Raw genomic sequence first — 21763 nt, 5'->3', positions numbered from 1 at the left:
ATTACTGACAAAAAATATGGAATTTTATCATCAATCGCAGTGGATTCTTTTATTTTTCCTGTACAGTGCTGCCGGATGGCTGTGGGAATGCTTTTATGTTTTCGTCAGAACGCACAGAATGGTAAACAGGGGCTTTCTTCACGGCCCCTGGCTTCCCATTTATGGTGCAGGCGCTTTAACTGTTCTATTTGTAACTCTCCCTGTCAGAACCAATCCCGCTCTTGTATTTTTTATAGGAATGACAGGGGCAACTCTGCTGGAATATGGAACCGGCCTTGTTATGGAACGCCTTTTTCAGATGCGGTACTGGGATTACAGTAAGGAGTTTCTGAATGTAAATGGCTATATCTGCCTTCCTGCCTCGCTCGCATGGGGAATTTTTTCCACGGCTCTGATATATGTATTTCATCCCCCATTAGAGCGATTTGTTCTGTTGCTTCCACTTCCGGCATCCGATGGAATCAGTCTGGGGCTTTCCGTTTTGTTTACCGTTGATGTCACCCGCTCCGTTCAGACTGCTCTGGATCTGCGCGCTGTCATGGAAAATCTGACTTCCAGCAATCAACGAATTGCCGGTATTCAGGAGCATTTGAAACTGCTTACTGAGCAGCTTGGCGAAAGGCAGGAACTTCTTCGCCAGCGTCTTGCACAGCTGGAGCATTCAGCCCTACTGAGCCGGGAACTGCATCCGGAAGCCTTAGAACTGCTTCACAATAAAAAATCACAGCTTCTCTCCTCTCTTTCAGAGAAAACCTCAACTGTTCTGGAATTTGTCCATCAGGAGCTGTCACAGGTATCTGTTGCTTCAGACAGAAGCCGATTAGAGCATGTAAAAGATCATTTGTTAAGTATTCAGAAAACTATTCACTTTCTGGAAATCGATCTCGCCTCCCGGCGAAATCGGGAATGGGAACGTATTTTCCGGCTTTTGGATCGAAATCCCTCCGCGGCCTCTATCAGACACCGGGAAGCCCTTGAGGAACTGCTTTCTGTTCGAAGAAGCAAAAAAACTGATAAGAAGAAATAGGTCACTGCACTGCAGCGGCCTTTTTGTTCATTTCTTATTCACAAAACCGTTACAAACATTCCACAGTTTTGCTAAACTTCTTTCATATTTTTTCACTATACTTTATATCATCAGATAACGCATTGCTGCATTGCTGATTACAGTTAGATAATTTTTTTCATAATCGCCGGCGGTTTTGGATGCCGCCGGCTCCTCCCTTTTTACCATCTTTCCTATATTTTCTACTTTTTTACCTTGATTTTCCAAAAATTAGTCAAAACAGAGAAAAACCATCTGGTTTTTTATAAAAGTTTTTTCACAAAAAGACTGTCGATTTTTCCTCTTTTATGTTACAATTTATACATGAGTTTTAAATATTAATAGGGGGGATTTTTTATTATGGCAAAAGAAATGATTGCTATGCTTCTTGCCGGCGGACAGGGTTCCCGATTATATGCTCTGACCCAGAAGCTTGCAAAACCTGCAGTTCCTTTTGGCGGTAAATACCGCATTATTGACTTTCCACTTTCAAACTGTGTGAATTCCGGCATTGATACAGTAGGTATTCTGACCCAGTATCAGCCGCTCGTATTAAACGAATATATTGGAAATGGACAGCCCTGGGATCTGGATCGTCTTTACGGCGGTGTACATGTACTCCCGCCATATCAGAAGGCTTCCGGCTCTGACTGGTACAAAGGCACTGCAAATGCGATTTATCAGAACATTTCTTTCATTGAACGGTACAATCCGGAGTATGTTATTATTCTTTCCGGCGACCAGATCTGCAAGCAGGACTACAGTGATTTTCTCCGCTTCCACAAAGAGAAAAATGCAGAGTTCTCTGTTGCTGTTATGGAGGTTCCGTGGGAAGAGGCATCCCGCTTCGGCCTGATGGTTGCTGACGAGAACGACAAGATTACTGAATTCCAGGAAAAGCCCAAGAATCCAAAATCCAATCTGGCATCTATGGGTATCTATATTTTCAACTGGGATATTCTGAGAAAGTACCTGATTGAGGATGAGGCTGATCCGAATTCTGAAAATGATTTCGGCAACAACATCATTCCCAATCTGTTAAAGGACGGGCGGAATATGTATGCCTACCACTTTGATGGCTACTGGAAGGATGTAGGAACCATCCCCTCCCTCTGGGAAGCCAATATGGAAGTACTGGATCCGGAACACAGCGGTATCAACCTGTTTGATACTGACTGGAAGATTTACAGCCGCAACAGCGGTATGACCGGACATAAGATCAGTGCTGACGCTGTAGTAGAGAATTCCTTAATCACAGATGGCTGCCGTATTGACGGAGATGTCAAGCACTCCATTCTTTCCTCCGGCGTCAGAGTAGAGGCAGGAGCTGTGGTAGAAGACGCTGTGATTATGAGCGGAACCACCATTAAGGCAGGCGCTGTTGTAAAGCACTGCATCATTGCTGAAAACGTTGTGATTGGTGAAAATGCCGTTGTAGGTGCTATGCCTGCAGATGGTGAAAAGGGTGTTGCCACAGTTGGCTCCGGCGTTGAAATCGGCGCAGGCGCTAAAATCGGCCCCAATGCAATGATCAATAATAATGTAAAAGGCGGTGAAGAACAATGGTAAATTCCAATGCAAATGCCCTGGGCATCCTTTTTCCAAACAGTTATGACTCTCTCGTACCCGAGCTGGTAGGAGAACGCCTGATGGCTTCCATTCCTTTTGCCAGCCGTTACCGCCTGGTAGATTTTATTCTCTCCAGTATGGTAAACTGCGGAATCGACAATGTTTCTGTGATTGTCCGCAAAAATTATCACTCTCTTATGGACCACCTTGGTTCTGGACGTGAGTGGGATCTGACTCGGAAAAACGGCGGTCTGAACATGGTTCCGCCTTATGCAGAGAAAACCGTTTCTGTTTACAATGGCCGTATCGAGGCTCTTGCAAGCATTCTGGATTTTTTAAAGGAGCAGAAAGAAAAATATGTAATCATGGCTGACACCAATCTGGCTGTCAACTTTGATTTCAATGCTATGATCGAAGCTCATATGGAAAGCGGCGCTGATGTAACCGTTGCCTATACAGAGCAGCCTCTTCCCGACAGTATCCTGGATGCTCCTCACACCAGTAAAGATATGTACTATACCCTGTCTCTGGATGAGGGACGTGTATCTGAGATCCAGATCAACTCCAAGGAAATCGGCGTTCAGAATCTTTCCATGAACATTTATATTATTGAACGTCAGCGTCTGATTGAGCTGGTCAGCAAGGCTTATGTTCTGGGGCAGATTTATTTTGAGCGGGACGTTCTGGCTCCCAACTTAAAAACCCTGAATGTTCAGGCCTTCCGTTTTGACGGCTATGTAGCCCGCATCTCTGATATGAAGAGCTACTTCGAAGAGAACATGAAGATGTTGGATAACGAGAATGTGGATGCTCTGTTCTACAGCGGAGATCCTATCTACACCAAGATCCGCGATGACAACCCCACCCGCTATATCAATGGCTCCAGAGCCAAGAATATTATGGCTGCTGACGGCTGCGTGATTGAAGGCGATGTGGAAAACAGCATTCTTTTCCGTGGTGTTAAGATTGCCAAGGGCGCCAAGGTTCGTAACTGTGTTCTGATGCAGGGAACCTCTGTAGAAGCAGGCGCAAGTCTGGAATACGTTATTACAGACAAGAACGTTACCATTACCGAATATAAAGAATTAAAGGGCAATGACGCATTCCCGGTTTATGTTGCCAAATACCAGAAAGTTTAAATCATCTCTTCTGTTATATCCAAAGAGCCGCCCGATCATCTTTTCTTGATGATCGGGCGGCTCTTTCATGTTTTTATGCAGCCGTTCGGCTATGCCTCTTCGCATAGCCGAACGGTTACATTTTTATTGCTGTTTCATTTCTGTTTACGGAATCCATACACCATCCGGTCCTACCTTGTACCCATCAGGTGTTGTGGTATCTATCAGCATCCGTCCTCTTGTTCCGTCGGATACATTATGGAAATAGTACCACTTTCCATTAATCTGATGCCATCCGGTATACATATGACCGCGGGTGCCGTCACTTTCTGCATGGAGATAATACCACTGTCCATCCAGAGAAATCCAGCCAACTGCCATAGAGCCGTCTGCATTGAAATAATACCAGTTATTGGTGCCATTCCAGTTTATGTACTGCCAGCAGGAAGCCGGTGTCACGCCGCCGGAGGTCTTAAAGGTCCACTGACCATCCTCTCTTACGCTCCAGGTTCCGGTTACTGCTCCGCTGTTTCCAGTTGCCGGTGCTGCACTTCCGCCGCTGCTTGCATTGCTGCTGTTGGGACGGCTGGGCCTGTGCGGTTTTTCGCTTTCCTCGTAACTGAGTCCATAATTCAGCTCATAATAATTATTTTCGCTGTCGCGATATGCATAAGCCTTTCCGTTTCTGTCCTTCATTTCTTCAGGCATGTACTGATCCTTCAGATAGCCAGGAACATCGTTCGGGGAAATACATACGCCGTCTGCATTCACTGCAATGACCTCATCATTCTTCGGAAGAGTAATTGGCATTTTACCAGTCGGATTGTAATCACCTACAATGACATCCATCGTAGCATCTGCATAAGTATCAAAGCCAGCCAGCAGAGCATCTGCATAAGGCTCTACATTTCCTAACATCCATGCCAGGGTAAAGTTTACATTGGAGATTACCTTACCGCCATTGTTATGAACGGCATCTGCAATTTCTTTAATCTTTCCTGCATTCTGCAGAGTGGTTTCTGCATGAGTGGATGCTGCCGGACGTCCCAGCTCATCTACGTCATGAACAATCTTTCCATCGCAGATATCCAGTTCCAGATATCCTGCTGTTGCAGAGAAGTAATTGCCGGATTTCGGATTCACAAACAGGATTGCATAATCAGCCTGATTGTAATCCTCAGTTACCTGAATGCCATATTTTTCTGTCAGATTCTTTCTCAGGGCTTCCGTCTGAGCCGGATTCTCTTTCTGAGAGAAATACTCTACATATACGGTCTTTCCTTCCAGCTTGTCCTCTGTTAACGGCAGAACCTGATCCTTGTTCTTTAACAGAACAACAGATTTCTGATGTGCCTCATAAGCCTCATCCCAGTTCTCCGGATTGTCAACAACTTCCTTTGCATGATCCGGATTCCGGTATGGATTTTCAAACAGTCCAAGCTCAAACATCTCCTTCAGAAGACGTTCATTTGCTCGATCCAGATCCTCGTTGCTTACTGTTACTTCTTCTCTTGTAAATCCGTAAGCAATTTCATGGGTATCATAATAATCACTCTTGCTTCCGTCCTCAGAACGCTCGTATGCTTCCTTCATGGACCATACGTCATTGGTATCACCGATAATGTCTGTTCCTGCATTCACTGCATAACCGCATTTCTCCGGTACATCCAGTTCTTCAACGCCCCAGTCCATATTTCCGATAATACCGCTGTCGCTGTTTACATATCCATCATGTCCCATCTGATCACGCAGTAAGCCCTGGATAAATTCTTTGTTGAATGCAAATCCAACCTGCTGCATGTTCAGCTCATTGCCGTTATTATCATACTGAGGCTCGCTCTTTTCCGGAGCCGGTTTTGCGTAGTACGGCATAATTGAGGATACATTGTTGTCTACTGCTGCCTTAAATCCAGGCAGGTGATATCTCTGAAGGCTGTCTTCTGTCTGATATACATTCCACTGCCCCTGCTTATAGTGAGGATCAAATCCGTTTTCTCTTGCTCCGCCGCCCGGGAAATGCTTAATCGTCAGGGCAATACCATCTGTCTGTACGCCTTCACTGCTTCCCTGGAAGCCAACTACCAGACGCTCTGCTGCATCGGCAATAAACTCCGGATCCTCTCCAAAGGTACCATAGGTTCTCTGCCATCTGGGATCGGTCATGGTATCTACCATATACATATATCCCTTTTTCAGTCCGCTGGCATCCCACTCACTTCTTGCAATTTCTGCAAATCTGGAAATCAGAGATGCATCTCCTCCTGCTGCAATATCTCCCTTGGCTGCTGCTGCCAGACCCATCGTTCCAGGCCAGGTAGAAAATACGCCAGATGCGTCATTCATACCAAAGGTCATATCGCCGTTTTCGTTTCTGGAATTGGAAGTTACCAATACTGGAATACCCAGGGAGGTTCCCTCTGCCACATAGTTCATCTGGTTGATCCAGTCTGCCATATCCTCCGGTTCCGGATTCTGGCGCAGGATAAAGTGGCGCAGTCCCAGCTTTTCAATGGTATCAATAGTTCCCAGCGTTGAAGTTGTTCCAAAGATACTGGTATCATTGATCTTTTCTGTCTCATCCAGAAGTCCTGTCTTATCCTTTACAGAAGAATTGATTCCCATGCCTCTGGAATTGTTAAACATCATACCAATCTTGTCATCTACGGTCATCTGGCTGACCAGATCTGCGGCTCTTGTTTCTGCATCTTCCCGCCAGTCCTCGTAGACATCCAGCTTGCCGTTTCCATTGGAATCCTTAAAGTACTTTCCGTCTACCTCCAGAATGTTCTTGGCAGCAGCACCGATGACCGGTTCTCCGGTTCCGTTTGCTTTTTCCTGATAGGTACTGGACCAAACGCCGTATGAAGACGGATCTACCTTTTCACCATGCATTGCCAATTCCTTTCCGCCTTCTGCATCAGCATACGCTGTTACCTGATAGTTTTCGTATGCTCCAAAATACTTCTGGTAGGTAAATACAAGATTCTTATCATCGCTGTCAAGACCCAGTTCAATTTCTGTTCCCTGCTGGCCAAGAAGTCCATTTTCACTTCCGATAGAAGCTGCTGCCTGACTGATGATATCCCATACCAGGCCAAACTCATCCTTCTTGTCCTTTGCATTAATGGCTTTTCTCCACTCTCCGCCGCGTTTCTCAGCAGCCTCCAGGGAAGCAGCAATACCTACATATGCCTTGCCTTCCTTCATAAGAGCCTGTACATTCTGCTCTCCGTCTTTTTCCAGAATCAGATCCAGAACAACCTTTCCATTAAAGTTTTCCGGAACTGCAACTCTCACATAGTTCTTGTAAGGAGTCAGGGAATGACGTGTCCGGACAACCGTATTTTCTGTCATACGGGTATAAACATTGGCTTCACCATTTGCCAGATATTCTGTCTCGGTATATTTTACATCACCAGCCTTGCCTTCCTTCTGGTTCACAGTCTCCAGCTTGATCTCCCGTTCCATAGAAGCCTCAATCGCCTCAGAATCACGTCCTGTCTCACCAAAGAACGGCTCGTTTTCTGCAAGAGCTATCATCTTTTCTCTGTCAGATTCCAGAATCCATCCGTTCTCGATCATATTATCAAGAGCTTCCGCATACTGATCCAGGTAAGTATCTCTGTCACCGTAAAGGCTTTCTACCTGATCCTGAGCCAGATAAATCATAGAACCGCTCTTATCACTGAAAGCGCCGTTGGCACCGCCGTAATAGGAAGCAACTGGTACGGAAATCTGCGGAGAAATGATTCCGGATGTCATATTTCCAAACTCATCTCTCTCCGGCGCAAATGCCATTCCATTCATAGAGCCTGCTACCTCATCCTTATACGGACCACACGGAGCCGACTCTCCATTCTGGGCCCAGTTATCCAGATTTTCCAGAGCTGCATTGATAAATACAGTAATATTGAAATCTGTTACTGTATGATCTCCCTTAAAGTCTACATATTCTCTGGTATCCCGTCCTGTCTGCATCTGCAGCTCATCTGTCGGATCTGCCGGGAAAATAATATCTGAGTGTGGGCCACCTGCCACTACATAATGACGGTACATGTTATCCGGGTCATCGCTGTCATGACGAACCGGACCAGGATTGTAGTCATTTTCTCCCACCATCAGGATAAACGGAACGTCTGTAGCCTTAACCGGCATAAACATTCTCGTCTTTGAACTCTGCTTCTTTGCAATAGAGGTATCCATCATACCGCCTACAAAGTTCAGATACCCATCAAAAATGTGATCTGCACTTCCTACGCAGTCCTTATAATCCTCGTAGGTTTCCAAATCCGCTGCGTCCTCTGCTACAAAGTTTGCCAGACCAAAGTTATTGGCAAAGGTATTGACATACCAACCGGACTGAGAGGAGCCAAACAGGTAGGAATTTACATCGCCGCTGTAATCCTCACCGTAGAGAATCGGGCTGTTTTCCTGTTTCAGCAAAGTACCTACCTGACCTAAAATATCCCAGAAAATACCATTGTCATCTCCCCATTTCAGGGCTGCATATCGATCCTGGTTAAAGGTCTTCAGAGACTTTACTGTAACATCCTTAGAAGTAACGCCTACATACACGGCGCCCTTTTCCATGATGTAATCATAGCTCTGACGCCACAGGCTGGCAATATCTGTCTTGCTGCTGGCATTGAGAATATCTACAAATACCACACCGCTGAAATCTGCCGCATCCTTCGGCTTAAATACTATAATTCGATCAACGTATTCCTCCTGTGCGTTGCTGGAGGTTGCCTTCGCTGCATTGCTGGCAGTTGCCAGCTTGCCATCTTTGATGTCATAAATATTTGCACTGCCCTTCAGGAAATATTCATGCTCCTCATAGGTATCAGAAAAGCCATAATCTTCTCTGGTACGTCCTGCCTGCTGGCTCAGATACGGGAAATTCTTCTCGTCCTGAGGAACACTAAGCTCGTCCGGTGTGTTTCCTTCCAGCACTTTGCCTTCTGAATCTACAAATTCAACCTTACTGTTAAAGGACTCCATGGCAGTCAAAACTGCGTTTGACCAGGTTGCATACTCTGCATCCGAATCAGTTGCAATCCTCTCCCTGTCCTCATCTTCCTCATCATGCCACAGGCCGCCATCTTCACTGGGAATATACCAGGAATACCGGTCGGAGCCCTCCGGCGGCGGACCTGCAAACGCCGGAAATACAGTTGTAGCGCTCATTGCCAAAACCAGTGCTGACGCAACCTTACGCCGCACCCTCCCCCTTGGCATTTTACATAGTTTCTGCTGTCTCAACTTCATGTCTTCTCCTTTCCCTGCAAAACAAAACTTTTGCAACAACTACAAAGGATATTATATCACCATCTTTTGGCAAAATAAACTATTTTTATCAAGATTTCCTTCATTTTATTAACCTTTTCTTGCGATTATCTTACGTGTATTTGAGTATTTTTTGTGTATTCTGCATAAAACCCTCTTTCTTTTCCTGTCTAAAATGCCATTGTTCTTCAGGTGCTTTGTACATTATTCTCTTTGCAGTAATTGTTTACCTTCTGAAAAATCATGAAGCGTTCCTCTTTCAAAATATTATGTTTTAAAAAAATATTAAAGCATTTATTACCGAAACCCTTATAAATCAAGGTTTTTTCAAAAAATGTGTCGCTAATTTGTCGCTAACGTACACAATTGAATTAAATTTAATTCAATTCATTTCAGCTTAATTTTTCAGCCCCTTGCCAGGTCGTGTGCTCATCCTTTGAAAATCCTTTCACCGTCTATTATCATGTATTATAATAGGCAAAATTATCGTCTATTTTTGTGTACTTTTACCATTTACCAATCGTCTATTATCGTGTATAATTAAGACATAACAAAGAGATGAATAAAAAGGAGGTTTCGAGGTGGCTAACTACGGAGACAATGGTTATATCAATTTCTCCAGGCTCTGGGAGCTGATGGAAAGGAAAAACGTCAACAAGCAGTGGCTCCGTGACAACGGTATCCACTCAAATACGGTAGCAAAGCTCACGAAGAACGGAAATGTTACCTGTGAAGTAATCTGCAATCTGTGCCGGCTGCTTGAATGCCAGCCGGGAGACATTATGGAGTATAAGGGTTAAATAAGAAGAAACGGAGAATTACAATGAAGAAATTTTTACATTATGGGAAAGAAATCACAGTTCAGTGGGGCGAAGAATCCTTCGTGTACACTTTAAAACGCAAAGGTGTGAACTTCGTGGAACTGCCTATCATCGTTCCGGAAATCAAAGGTTCCTATGTAGTTAAATATGAATTTGATAGAAAAGAAAAATATGCATACATTGTTCCTGGAACCGAAATGGAAATAATCTATACCATGGAACAAATTCCGGACGATTGTGATTTCTACAAAATTGCAATTGATGAAACCAGACAAAGCAAAGGAGAAGATCCGATGCAGATGAAAACCAGGGCGGCAATGATGACTGAAATTGCAATCCGGAACGTAGACAGTAGACAGGATCCATTTGCAGATTTCGAAGAGGATCACAAAGAAGACTACAATGCAGTATACAATGAATTGATCCGTATCGGCTGCCCCATCTGGGAAATCGAGGAAATGGACCATCACGACATCGATGAAAACTGGATTCAGAAAGTGAAAAATTCTCAGAAATAAATTTATCGGCCCGGATTCTTCAGGGCCATGAAACCGGGAGGGAAAGTAATGAAATACTACGGAACGTATGCTTGTGGTCACGAAGGCGTTGTTGAGATTTATGGGCCGAGTAAGGACAGGGAGTGGAAAAAGGAAAATGAATTTTCTCGCCCGTGCCCGGAATGCAGAGAACGGGCCAGACAGCAAGAAAGAGACATCGCAAACAAAAAGGCAGCGGAAGCAGCTACAGAGATGGGCCTTCCAAAATTGACCGGAACAGAAAAACAAGTAGCATGGGCTACGACCATCAGAAATAACTTAATTAATTCAGTGAATGAAGCATTGCAGAAGAACCCTGACAGAAAAATCACTGTGGCAGAATCTAAAATTATTGACATCAATGATTGGGGACAGGCTTTTGATGCGCTTGTGGCTGAAAAAACAACAGCTAAATTCTGGATTGATAATCGCGAAGAAAGGGGCCTCGGAAAACAAATCATCGAAAAATGCAAAGATATGTTTTTTGGTGTCCCAAAAGAAGTACAGGAAGAAATAGAGGAAACTGTTGTTGTTGCTCCAGAAGATCCTAAAAAGACTGGAGTTGTAAAAATCGAAATCAAAAACGATTATGTTAAAATCTTTTACCCAAAAGATTCTGATTTCCGCGAAATTGTAAAAGAAAAGGAATATTCTTGGTCTGGCACTGCTTGGGAATTCAAAAAAACCTCTACCAGCGGAGAATTGATAGATAGAGCTGCAGAGATTGGGAATGCATTGCTCGCAAACGGATTCACAGTCCAGTTTCCTGACGAGGAGACCAAGAATCTCGCCATCAGCGGGACTTTCGAGCCTAAATATGATAATTGGATTCTTTTAAACAAGTCCGCAGGAAAGCTTTCAATTGTTTGGAAGGGATACAATGACTTCCTTTTCCAGAAATCAAAATTACTCCCTGGAGCCAAATGGAATAACGGATCTGTATTGGTTTCAGCGGAATTTTACCGAGAAGTTGAAGAGTTTGCGCAGCTCATGGGTTTTAGATTTTCCCAGTCAGCCATTGAAGCTATCGAGAAATATAAAGCAACAGAAGAATGTTATGAACGAAAAAAAGTTCAGGAAGTAACTTCCGAATCCATTGATTATGAAGAAAAACTTAGAACTGTCCTCGAAAAAGAGGGGGTAATTGAAGATCTTGTCGATGATTAAGTTGAGCAACCAGCTTCTTCCGCATCAGATGGAAGCTGTTGAAAAGTTAATAAAATTGAAAGTCGGTGCTCTGTTTATGGAGCAGGGCACTGGAAAAAGCATTACAACATTTGAAATAGCCCGAAGAAGATACCTTGCTGGAAAAATAGATTCAGTAATATGGTTATGTCCGTGTTCTGCAAAGGGGAATATAAAACGGGAAATCATAAAGCACTGCCCCAAAGAAATGCACCATCTTTTTATAATCTGCGGAATCGAAACCCTTAGTACAAGTATGCGCGCACTCTCTTTTCTCTCGCTATATGCAGAAAATCATAAATGTATGATGGTAGTGGATGAGGGTTTGCTGGTAAAAAATCCTAAAGCATACCGGACGCAGCACATAACCGACCTGGCAGGTAAATGCCCGTATCGCATAATTTTGAACGGTACTCCAGTATCACGTAATGAAGCTGACCTTTTTTCTCAATTTTATTTGCTAGACTGGAGAATTTTGGGATACCGGAGTTATTGGAGTTTTGCTGCCAATCACATAGAACTGGATGAGTATGGGAAAATTCACAAGATTTTGAATGCCGATTTCCTCGCCAAAAAAATTTCTCCATATGTATTCCAAGTAAGAAAAAACGATTGCACTTCTCTCCCACCCAAAAATTATCAAACCGAATTCTTTAGATTAACAAAGGAGCAGGAAGAAATATATGACGCAGCCGCAGATATACTGATGATGCAGCTCGACGAATGGAAGCCCGAAACAGTGTATCGATTGTTTTCTGGTCTCCAAGCTATTATATCAGGCAAAAAGTTGGATTTTAAAAGAAACGGCGCACAATTTGAAGCAGTTGAATTTTTTAATAACCCGCTGGACAATCCCAGGATTCAACTACTGCTGGATATTGTTCCTAAAAACGAGAAATGTATTATATTCTGCCGGTATCAATCTGAAGTAGATCAGATATGCAGAATTCTTCCAGGCTGTGTCCGTTTTGATGGACAGATTTCCATCAAACAGCGAGATCATGCATTGAAAGAATTTTCCGGCGATAAACCTTATCTTGTAGCTAATCGCGGGTGCGCCGGATACTCGCTCAACCTCCAGTTTTGCCGTAACATTATCAATTATTCTAATGACTGGGATTTAGGGACCAGGCTCCAAAGTGAGGATCGTGTTCATCGAATTGGGCAAAGCAAAAATGTGAATATTACAGATATATGCGCATATGAAACTTTGGATGAGCGGATTTTATCATGTTTGAATCGGAAAGAAGGGCTGCTTGATTCTCTGAAAAGCGAAATTTCAAATACTGAAATGCTCAAAAAAGAAGTTAAAAAGTTTATTTACGGAAGCAGGTATGAGCATGAAATTTTTGACTGTTCTGAATTGGAGGTTGTTACATAAATGCAAAAAATGTATATAAACGAAGATGTATACACCGCATTCTGTAAGCGAATGGATTACATTTTTAGTGAGTTCGACAATATCTATGTCAGCTTCTCCGGCGGGAAGGACTCTGGTACTCTCCTGCAGCTGGTGTTCAAATATATGGAAGACAACGGAATCAACAAAAGAATCGGTATTTTCCATCAGGATTTCGAAGCGCAGTACAAAAAGACAACAGAATTTGTGGAACGCATCTTCCAGAGCCATGAAGATAGAGCTGATTTGTACTGGTCATGTATCCCAATGCAAGTCAGAACCGCATTAAGCAACTATGAAATGTATTGGTATACATGGGATCCTGATAAAAAAGATGCTTGGGTTCGGAAAATGCCAGATCATCCGTATGTATATACCTTGGAAAATAATGATTTTGATTTTTACGAATATAAAATGATGGAAGAATCGTTTTATAAGCGGTTTAGCAAATACTACCATCAAAAGCATGGTGGAGGGAAAACCTGTGCGCTTGTAGGCATCCGCTGCGACGAATCTCTGCATAGATACTCAGCCATCGTAAATAAACGCTACGGATATAATAACACGCCATGGATTACGAAGCAGTATAAGGACATCTACTCCGCAGCACCTATTTATGACTGGAGGGTTGAGGATGTCTGGACTGCCGTTGGAAAGTTTGGTTTCGACTATAACAGGCTGTATGATTTGTACTACAAAGCTGGTCTCACACTTGACCAGATGCGAGTTGCATCCCCGTTTTTAGACCAGGCAAAAGAGTCCCTGGAATTATACCGAAGAATCGAACCGGAAACGTGGATAAAGCTTCTTGGACGGGTACGGGGCGCGAATTTTGGAGCCATATACGCCAAAACAAAAGCAATGGGATACAAAAACATTACTCTCCCAGAGGGCATGACCTGGAAAGAGTACACATTCTTTCTCTTGGATACTCTTCCTGAAAATGTAAGGAACCAGTACCTTAAAAAGTTTCGCTTTTCAGAGGAGTTCTGGAAAACAAAAGGAGGAGGTCTTTCCGCCGAAACTATTAAGGAGATGAAAGAAAAAGGATATGCAGTGCATACCAATGGCTTATCATCCTACACACTTACCGAAAAGCAAAAAGTGGTATTTGATCAGGAAATCCCCGATAATATGGATGATGTCAAAAGCGCAATGCCCCTTGAACTACCGTCTTGGAAGAGATGCTGCTATTGCATCCTAAAAAATGACCATATGTGCAAAAACATGGGGTTTGGTCCAGTAAAAGAAGAACAAGCCCGAATAAATGCCCTAAAAGATAAGTACAAATCAATTATAAAGGGAGGAAAGAAAGATGTATAAAAGCCCTGTTTATGACGTAATTCCAGTACCGATTGAAAAAATCGACCCAAATGAGTACAATCCAAACAGTGTAGCGCCACCAGAAATGAAATTGCTGTATGACAGCATAAAAGAAGATGGTTACACGATGCCCATTGTATGTTATTATAATAGTGAAAACGACCGGTATGAAATCGTTGATGGATTCCATCGTTATCGGATTATGCTTGATCATAAAGACATCTATGAACGAGAAGGAGGCTGCGTCCCTGTTTCGGTGATTAACAAAAGCATTGACAACCGTATGGCCAGCACTATCCGTCATAACAGGGCGAGAGGAACCCACGACGTTGATTTGATGAGTAACATTGTGTGCGAGTTACATAATATCGGACGTTCAGATGCGTGGATTGCCAAGCACCTTGGTATGGATGCCGACGAAATTTTGAGATTAAAGCAGATAACTGGAATCGCAGAAATGTTTAAAGACAGCGAATTCTCACGAGCATGGGAACCTGCAGAGTAAAAGTATAGTTCAAACAAATACAGCCCGGATTTCCCGGGCTTTTGTTATGTTTTTGTCTCCTATTCGTCTATATAATCAGAGGGAGGTGAGAGAAATGAAGCGGGTATACCTGTGTCCGGAAATTGCGATCCGAAACAACTGGAACCGGCTGCATGGCCTACCAATGCGCAGACGAGCGCATCTGGACGCCAGGATTGCGTGGAACCAGAAACGATTTAGGGCAGCAAAATAGCTGCCTTTTATTTCGCCAGCCCCGGCCACCGCAGCGCCCCATCTGCATCCGGTGTCAATGTGACCGGATCAGTCAGCATCCGGCCTTCATCGTCCATGATGTACCACCTGCCGTCAATGGTCTGCTGTCCTTTTACCATGGCTCCATCAGCCCCCAGATAGTACCAATGGCCATTATACTGGTACCAAACATTACTAACCATCATACCAGCGCCATCGAACCAATACCACTTACCCTCATCCTCATACCAGTCATTGACGACACAATGGTCGTTATCCAGGTAAAACCGCCAGCCACCATCTTCCTGTTGCCAGCCGGATTTTGACCGCATAGCGCTTGCAACGTCATCCTTAAACTGCTCCCAGGCATCAGGATGATCTACGAACCACTTGGGACAAATTTTCCCAGTCACATCATAGTGCCGGATTAATCCGCCATGCTGCGGATCCAGTTCCCAACGCCTGCAAATATCGGCGCACAGCTCCACATAGGATTGATAGGTGGCATCTGTAAAACGACCGCTCTCATCTGGATGACAAGCCTCTATGCTAATCGTATAGCTATTTGCCTGATTTGTACACCAGCTGATTTCCTCCTCTGGAATCATCTGGATAATCTCGCCTTTCAGCCCGATAATATAGTGAGCACTGGCCTTGGTTGTGTGAGTATCCTTCAGATTTTCAAAATAATTTCTGTTTGCCTGAGCTGACGTTCCGGGATTTCCAATATAATGACAGGCCACAGCCGTAGTTTTGCTGCGACGATTTCCCGGCCTGCTGTAATTGCTTATTGTCAAATATTGTTTATTAATTTCCATAGCTTCCTCCAAAATAAAAAAGCCCCAGATTCCTCCAGGGCCGTTGCGACGTCGCAAAAATTACTACTCATAAATGATATCCAGTCCATAGGCCACAGCTGCGTCATGCTCAATCCGGCATCCTCTGGCATTCTCCCAGCCCTTGCAGAAATATGCAGCATGGCATAGGGACATATTCTCCAGAGACTTAGCCAGGAAGCAAAGTGGAATCTGTACCACACCTCTCTCCTCCATACTCTCATTGCTGTACCATTCATCTGTAAAGAGGGTATTTACAATCTCATAGCCTTTTTCTTTCAGAACGGCGATTGCTTTTTCTCTGGTTGCTCTAATCTCTTCATCAGTTTTTCCAGCCATGGGCTGTGATAACATTGCTTTCATAGTTCAATTCCTTTCTTATCAAAAATTACCCGGCATCACCCGGCCGGGCGCGGGAGATGTTGGATCACCTCCTTACCGGGCTGCTGCCTCCGGGATGCCTGCGATGGATGTCGCTACAGACAGAATGCCAGACAGTACAGTTGCACTGCCTACCATCTGCCAGTTAACATCCCCCATCGCAGCCGCTGTTCCAATTGTGGCCACAAACGTCTGTGCCATGGTTTTGACCGCTCTGATTCCTGCTGCCTTAATCCATGCCACAGTATCCACATCCGGACGAAAAACGCAATTTTTAAGCATATTCATTCCTCTCTTTCTGCCAGTTCTTCCGGCATTTCTAACAATGTATCTTTTAATTTTGTTGCTACGTCATTACCGCCCAACGTGTGGTATGCATCATACATCCGCTTTACATTCTCTTTTCCGTATATCGGGCAGTATTGCTTGTCCTGATAGTGGTTGTAGGCCTGTATAATGCGGTCGCGAAGAAGCGCCTGCATTCCCTCGTGCAGGGCTGTATTTCGCTCTGCTTCGGCTTTTTGTCTTTTGGTAAGCTGACGATAGCCCCAACCCAAAAGGGCGGATATGGCTAAAAATAGCCACTCCACCCAGTGTAAAAAAATGTACTGTACAATGTCTGTCAGCATTACAGTACCTCCTGTCAATTTTTAATCATTAATCATGGTCACAATCCTTATGTCCCGGACCGCCTTCTTTATGTCCAGACTGGACAATATGGGGCTTTCCGGGAGTTGCAGGCTTGGTGTACTCATGACCCTCTCCAGTGCTTAATACCTGGTTTTTCAGCGGCTCGCTGTCTTTTCCAACTGCGGGGCCTGCGTTTACGTGTGGGGTAATAGATTTGTGTTTGATACTCATGGTTTGTCCTTTCTGCCGCGTAACGGTGCGGCGCCGGTGCATATTTAATAATGTAGTTACTCTAAGCGGATACGAATGATCTGCGCGTTCGATGCTACATATAATCCCAGCCGAATATACTGGCTGCCTTGCAGCGACGATATGTCAAATACCAGTGATTTACCGCTGACGGATGTGGGCACCGACTTAATTGTAGTTGGCTTGACCGATGAACCCACACATAAACGCTGCCTATCTATATAACTTGTTGTAAACACACCGCTTCGCGCATCCTCAACTATCAACTTACTGTAAGCAGATAAATTTACAGGATTTGTGAAATGCAAATAATAAGTATAAAGTGTTGGGAAGGCAATACAGTCCGATCGAAACTCCATGTTGGAATTTTCTAAATTCATGGGGTTGTTATAGATTCCGCGATAGTACAGGTCGTTTGCATTGGCTACGTATCCCTCAAATGTACCCACCACCCCGCACAGTGTTACTCCTTTTTTTACCTTGTCGGCGGTGATGCCAAGAGCTTTTGCCACCTCAGCAAGTGTCTGGTATACCCAGCTGTTACCTGTTCCATCTGGGAGGTAATACCCTTCTGGAATGTAAAAATATAACCCCTGAGAATTCACACCATTACTCAGTGCTTTTGTAGCTGCATTTTTTTGGTTTGGAATGGGCTCAATAATCACATTGCCAGTCATATATTGATTGGCTGTCCAAAGAGTATGTCTTGACAGTTTGGGTACTACTTTCTGCTCACCAAGTGTTGATATGTCCTGGTCAACATAACCATTTCCGTTGTGGTATCCCTCTGGAATCATCGCTTTTCCATTAATTCCCAGCCTGGATGTCCATGCTCCTCGTTGGGTCACTGTAGGGCCATAAACCTCCCCGGATCCATCATGATACCCTTCCGGGACAGTAACGCGGTCGTTCATCCCAACTGCAGCTCCCCAGTTTTCACGATCGACCATCGTTCCCTCTTCGATGTCTCCTTCGCTGTTCATAAACGTGTAAGGACTTTTTACGTATTCGGCGGAAGCTGTAATTTCATCCAGATTTCCACCACCACCTCCAGAAACAGGAAACAAAATATCACTCATGTACTACTCACCCCCACAAGTTTCATTTTAAAATCAGACGTTGGTTTCTTTTTGGGGCAATAAAAAATAGCCTGCCCGTTTTGCGCTATGCCAAATTTTACCATGGACGCCATTTTTTCCCAGGTATCAATGGATGATAATGGTGTGCTGGATGTAACTGCAGACATCACACGAATAATATCCGTTGATTTCAGCCCAGGGACGGATACTGTCTGACTATAAGGAGCCGAGGAACCTACCCAGCGAGACGCATATAGGGTAATTTCCACTACTCGGTTCGCTTTGGCTGCCGCAGTCTCAACCGATTTCATATTTTTATCAATCTTGTCCATGTTACTGTTAATCACACTGATATCAACAAGGTCTGTTGGATCTGGTTTTGCCAGATTGTAACTTCCGGTATATTTCACGTTTTCACCTCCCTGATAGATTGCCAGGTATACCCAGATGCTCTCTGCCATGTCATCTCTGTTACATCCTGCCATGTATTGTAGATATACTCATATATCGCTTCCAGATGAGCTGGCTTAACATCCTCAATAGCCGCTTTTAATCCCGCCATATTTTCCGGGATACCAAGCTGCCCCACGAAGCGGATATAAAATCTGCTGTTAGCATTATCCTCAATTACCTCCACCTCAGCACCAGAAAACTTTTCTGCTACATCCTTGATCATCTGCTTTGTTGTAGTTCCGGTTCCAGATAACTTTGCCAAAATCTGCTCCTGGCGGGAAGTATCACTTAGGGAACCGTCTGTCTTAATACCAAGGATTGTCTCCCATCTGGAAAGCAGTGTTGTAGCCAGCTGAGGAAAACACTGATTGACTGTGATTTTAAGCTCTGCATCCAGCTTATCCGTCTCCTCTGATAACACGCTCTGCAATGTGGCCATTGTTTCGTTGTCCTGGTAATAATCTGGCAGTAATTTAATCAGTTCCAACCATGCTCACCTCCGATAACGATACAGTCCCCTTAACCGGGATTTGCTTGGATCCAACTGTTACATTCCCGTTTTTGCCGTTAATCAGCAGCGTGTCAAAATCCTCCACACCAGGGATGTCCAGCAACAAATTTCCGATTTTTGCATAGCTTACACGGTAATTTTCAAAAATCATGTCCTTTAAAAACTCATCCAGCGCTGCCTCAAAGTCCTGCTTTATCTCTGACGCTGTACGGCTTTTATCTAACAGAATATTGGCTGTCACATTGATTGTAAGAGCCTGTGGCGATTGTACTGTTACCGTGGCCCCAATAGGGCGCACTGTATCGATATAGGACTGCACTTTTGGTACAATCCCGCTGGATATCGCTTTTTTATCATCCACAACTAGAACTGTCACGGTCCCGGGACCGCCATCAAGCGGCATTGCCTTGGCTGCCCCGGTCCCTGGCACCTCCAGAGCCCACTGGATGTAATGATTTGCATTTCCGGATGTAACCGGAAGCTGTGCCTTAACGTAAAACCGCTGCCTTAATGCTTCATCGCTCTCCGTGTCTGTTCCTGGCGTGATAATATCAGTCAGGTTTGCTGTAATCCCTACAATGCCATTTGTAATAGGCTGTAACTGGCCGGAATACTGGTTTCCTTTATCCCCTACTGTCGTACAGGTAGCATGATACACGTTTGTACTGTCCATCCGGTCAATCCGATACACCAGCTCATTTATCCCCCATAAACTCCCTATTGGGACTGATGCAGACGTCTCTACCTTGCGCATTGCTGTCGTTGCAGGTTTGCGGATAATGCCCCACCCTCCAACTGCTCTGTCCAGATATTCCCCAACAGCTGTATCTGGAAGAACCAAGTCAAGAAAATTCTCCAGTTGAAATCCCATCTGGGTAAGAAAATAAGCGCATGGAGCAATCGCATCAAAAATTACACTGCCCTCGCGCTTATCTACATCATTTTTAACTCTGTCGAGAAGAGCCTGCACCAGCTCTTCATACGTCATTTTTGTCATATCTTGCCCTCCGTTGTTACCCTGATATCTCCGTAAATACTGGATACATCAAAAGAGCAGTGACAGGAATCGCCGGAAAAAGAAAACTCAAAGCTATCTACTGACTGGATTCTATCATCGCGCATAAGCAACTCCTCCACCATCCGGCGAAGCTCTGCCCGGACATAAGAACGATCCTCTCCTATCAGCTGTTTCCATGCAATCCCGTACTGAAAACTATAGATTGGGTATTCATATTGCTCTGTCGATAGAGCTTTATAAATACTCTGCTTCAGAGCCTCCATACCGTCTACAAAGCCCGCAATCTGCGTATCTGACATTTTATACGTCCTGTCTGTGTAAGACTGTTCCTTGACCGTCAAATCAATCGTCAATGCCATCAGGGCACCTCCTTAATCTGGTAAGGCTTGCCAACAATCTCCAGGATATAATACTCTTGCCCGCCGTCATTGCGCAAAAGCCTTACTTTATCGCCTGGAGCCAGATTTTTTACCATATTGCCGGATATCATGGACATTGGGACTGGAAGCTGCCCAACCATTACGGCGGTTCCGGTATAGGTCCCAATCAGAACAGCGGAAGGTTTCCTGTTTTTCATGTAGTTATCAACTACAGTCTTTATCAGCTCAAAAAATTGAGTCATTACAATCTTATCCATCTGCCATCACCTCCACTGTCATTTTGTGAACCGGAAGAAAATCATGCGTTACCTTTTTTACAATCAGCCGCCTGTTTAATCCGATGTCCGCAATACTGCCATAGATGCTGTTTCCTGCGCGCACCCGGAGATCTCCCAGACATTCCAATTTCAATGTCTCCTGCTCGTGATTATAGAGTTTTAAAAGGTTATTTGCCCGTTCCTGCGCCTTGGCTGCGTTATCAATCCCGGATGGAGAGGATTCCAGGTATTGCAGTAGCCCGTACCGGTTCACGGCAGTCTGTTCAACGGACATTCCCACATCTATTTTTCCAGATGCCTCATCCTTCCAGACAACCTTGATTTTGTTGTAATACTCCTCATCAATGGATTTTTCCCAACTATATCCAGTGCACAGACTCTCATCTCCCAGCACCAAAGGGAGCTGCAGGTTGCGCATATTCCACAGGCACACTTTTCCATATTCATCCCGCAGGCAAAAATACTCCTGTGTGCCTATCAGGGTGTCTGATACCGCCTGCGTAACATGATCAATCCATGTCTTTTCATAGTCTGCAATGGTCGGCAAAACAAAACCTGAATCCTCTATGGTCCCAGGCGTAAGAGATAGAGCGGTGCACATATTTGATACAAGATTCTTAAGGGTGCCGCCCTCTAAAACAACAATATCTTTGTTTTTTGTGTACCGAAGCTGGTCGTAAGCCTTAACGGTAATTGTCCCTGTCTCGTCTCCAGATACCTTAAAAACAGAGCCAAAAAAGATGCCCTCTGACTGATTATTGTCCGTCAGTCTAATGACATCTCCGTTTTGTAAGGTAAGGCCATTTTTTAAGTAAGACACTTCCAAGCTGCTCGCCCCATCATTAAGGGATTCTGCCCATGATATGTCTTTACACATATCGGAGATATCGTAGATGCTCCCCTGGCTCTCAACCAGTAATTCCATGACCT

General features: G+C 44.3%; 22 protein-coding genes and 2 pseudogenes. 9 read left to right on the top strand and 15 right to left on the bottom strand.

All coding sequences use genetic code 11. The annotated features are described in order from the left end of the window. Positions 1-16: 16 nt before the first annotated feature. The 3 genes from ACESON_RS06995 (at position 17) to glgD (ending at position 3753) form a co-directional block, all read left to right on the top strand. A complete protein-coding gene (locus ACESON_RS06995; protein ID WP_177959194.1) occupies positions 17-1027 on the top strand; it encodes a hypothetical protein in 1011 nt (336 codons plus the stop codon). Positions 1028-1405: 378 nt separating this feature from the next. Continuing rightward, on the top strand, positions 1406-2614 hold the full coding sequence (locus tag ACESON_RS06990; RefSeq protein ID WP_177959193.1) for a glucose-1-phosphate adenylyltransferase: 1209 nt from the start codon (positions 1406-1408) through the stop codon (positions 2612-2614). Beyond that, positions 2608-3753, top strand: coding sequence for a glucose-1-phosphate adenylyltransferase subunit GlgD (glgD, locus tag ACESON_RS06985; protein WP_373109031.1), 1146 nt, complete (start codon positions 2608-2610; stop codon positions 3751-3753). The genes ACESON_RS06990 and glgD overlap by 7 nt, the downstream gene beginning before the upstream one ends. Positions 3754-3897: 144 nt before the next feature. On the opposite strand, the gene ACESON_RS06980 is transcribed toward glgD, so the two are convergent. The 3 genes and pseudogenes from ACESON_RS06980 to ACESON_RS06970 form a co-directional block, all read right to left on the bottom strand. Then, entirely contained in the window at positions 3898-4191 is a 294-nt protein-coding gene (locus ACESON_RS06980) for a hypothetical protein (protein WP_373109091.1), read from the bottom strand. Positions 4192-4344: 153 nt separating this feature from the next. After that, positions 4345-6624: pseudogene (locus tag ACESON_RS06975) on the bottom strand (glycoside hydrolase family 3 N-terminal domain-containing protein); the annotation flags it as partial. A 153-nt stretch (positions 6625-6777) separates the two neighbouring features. Further along, positions 6778-8733, bottom strand: a pseudogene (locus ACESON_RS06970) (alpha/beta hydrolase domain-containing protein); the annotation flags it as partial. 866 nt (positions 8734-9599) lie between these two features. On the opposite strand from ACESON_RS06970, the gene ACESON_RS06965 reads away from it, so the two are divergent. From ACESON_RS06965 to ACESON_RS06940, 6 genes are read left to right on the top strand one after another with little or no spacing between them, the layout of a single operon-like run. Beyond that, the gene (locus ACESON_RS06965; RefSeq protein ID WP_373109030.1) at positions 9600-9818 is read left to right on the top strand and encodes a helix-turn-helix domain-containing protein; all 219 of its coding nucleotides are present in this window, start codon (positions 9600-9602) and stop codon (positions 9816-9818) included. Between the two features lie 23 nt (positions 9819-9841). Beyond that, positions 9842-10357 carry a hypothetical protein gene (locus ACESON_RS06960; RefSeq protein WP_373109029.1) on the top strand — a complete coding sequence of 172 codons (516 nt, stop codon included), beginning with the start codon at positions 9842-9844 and terminating at the stop codon, positions 10355-10357. Between the two features lie 48 nt (positions 10358-10405). Then, positions 10406-11542 carry a hypothetical protein gene (locus ACESON_RS06955; protein WP_373109028.1) on the top strand — a complete coding sequence of 379 codons (1137 nt, stop codon included), beginning with the start codon at positions 10406-10408 and terminating at the stop codon, positions 11540-11542. Beyond that, positions 11535-12941, top strand: a complete 1407-nt coding sequence (locus ACESON_RS06950; protein WP_373109027.1) for a DEAD/DEAH box helicase — start codon at positions 11535-11537, stop codon at positions 12939-12941. Before ACESON_RS06955 ends, ACESON_RS06950 begins: the two co-directional genes overlap by 8 nt. Beyond that, positions 12942-14282, top strand: coding sequence for a DUF3440 domain-containing protein (locus ACESON_RS06945; RefSeq protein WP_373109026.1), 1341 nt, complete (start codon positions 12942-12944; stop codon positions 14280-14282). Further along, positions 14275-14787, top strand: coding sequence for an IbrB-like domain-containing protein (locus ACESON_RS06940; RefSeq protein ID WP_373109025.1), 513 nt, complete (start codon positions 14275-14277; stop codon positions 14785-14787). Before ACESON_RS06945 ends, ACESON_RS06940 begins: the two co-directional genes overlap by 8 nt. A 239-nt stretch (positions 14788-15026) precedes the next feature. Here ACESON_RS06940 and ACESON_RS06935 read toward each other — a convergent pair whose 3' ends face one another. The 12 genes from ACESON_RS06935 to ACESON_RS06880 all read right to left on the bottom strand — a co-directional run bounded on the left by ACESON_RS06935 (position 15027) and on the right by ACESON_RS06880 (position 21758). Then, positions 15027-15836: an N-acetylmuramoyl-L-alanine amidase gene (locus ACESON_RS06935; RefSeq protein WP_373109024.1), complete on the bottom strand. Its 810-nt coding sequence runs from the start codon at positions 15834-15836 to the stop codon at positions 15027-15029. 63 nt (positions 15837-15899) lie between these two features. After that, positions 15900-16217, bottom strand: a complete 318-nt coding sequence (locus ACESON_RS06930) for a DUF4406 domain-containing protein (protein WP_373109022.1) — start codon at positions 16215-16217, stop codon at positions 15900-15902. A 72-nt stretch (positions 16218-16289) separates the two neighbouring features. Then, complete coding sequence (locus ACESON_RS06925; RefSeq protein WP_373109021.1) at positions 16290-16517, bottom strand: holin; 228 nt, start codon at positions 16515-16517, stop codon at positions 16290-16292. Between the two features lie 2 nt (positions 16518-16519). Further along, entirely contained in the window at positions 16520-16864 is a 345-nt protein-coding gene (locus ACESON_RS06920) for a hypothetical protein (protein ID WP_373109020.1), read from the bottom strand. Positions 16865-16892: 28 nt separating this feature from the next. Continuing rightward, a complete protein-coding gene (locus ACESON_RS06915; protein ID WP_177968797.1) occupies positions 16893-17096 on the bottom strand; it encodes a hypothetical protein in 204 nt (67 codons plus the stop codon). Between the two features lie 56 nt (positions 17097-17152). Beyond that, positions 17153-18193, bottom strand: a complete 1041-nt coding sequence (locus tag ACESON_RS06910; RefSeq protein WP_373109019.1) for a hypothetical protein — start codon at positions 18191-18193, stop codon at positions 17153-17155. Beyond that, a complete protein-coding gene (locus tag ACESON_RS06905; protein WP_373109017.1) occupies positions 18190-18603 on the bottom strand; it encodes a hypothetical protein in 414 nt (137 codons plus the stop codon). The genes ACESON_RS06910 and ACESON_RS06905 overlap by 4 nt, the downstream gene beginning before the upstream one ends. Continuing rightward, on the bottom strand, positions 18600-19133 hold the full coding sequence (locus ACESON_RS06900; protein ID WP_373109016.1) for a putative phage tail protein: 534 nt from the start codon (positions 19131-19133) through the stop codon (positions 18600-18602). Before ACESON_RS06900 ends, ACESON_RS06905 begins: the two co-directional genes overlap by 4 nt. Then, positions 19120-20154: a baseplate J/gp47 family protein gene (locus ACESON_RS06895; protein ID WP_373109015.1), complete on the bottom strand. Its 1035-nt coding sequence runs from the start codon at positions 20152-20154 to the stop codon at positions 19120-19122. Before ACESON_RS06895 ends, ACESON_RS06900 begins: the two co-directional genes overlap by 14 nt. Then, entirely contained in the window at positions 20151-20534 is a 384-nt protein-coding gene (locus ACESON_RS06890) for a DUF2634 domain-containing protein (protein WP_373109014.1), read from the bottom strand. Before ACESON_RS06890 ends, ACESON_RS06895 begins: the two co-directional genes overlap by 4 nt. After that, a complete protein-coding gene (locus tag ACESON_RS06885; RefSeq protein ID WP_373109012.1) occupies positions 20534-20812 on the bottom strand; it encodes a DNA helicase in 279 nt (92 codons plus the stop codon). The genes ACESON_RS06890 and ACESON_RS06885 overlap by 1 nt, the downstream gene beginning before the upstream one ends. Next, positions 20805-21758, bottom strand: a complete 954-nt coding sequence (locus tag ACESON_RS06880; RefSeq protein ID WP_373109011.1) for a hypothetical protein — start codon at positions 21756-21758, stop codon at positions 20805-20807. Before ACESON_RS06880 ends, ACESON_RS06885 begins: the two co-directional genes overlap by 8 nt. Positions 21759-21763 lie beyond the last annotated feature (5 nt).

This window comes from Lachnoclostridium sp. Marseille-P6806 (genome assembly GCF_964238185.1).
In the GTDB taxonomy this organism is placed as follows: domain Bacteria; phylum Bacillota; class Clostridia; order Lachnospirales; family Lachnospiraceae; genus Brotaphodocola.
This window is presented reverse-complemented; position numbering and strand designations above follow the sequence as displayed.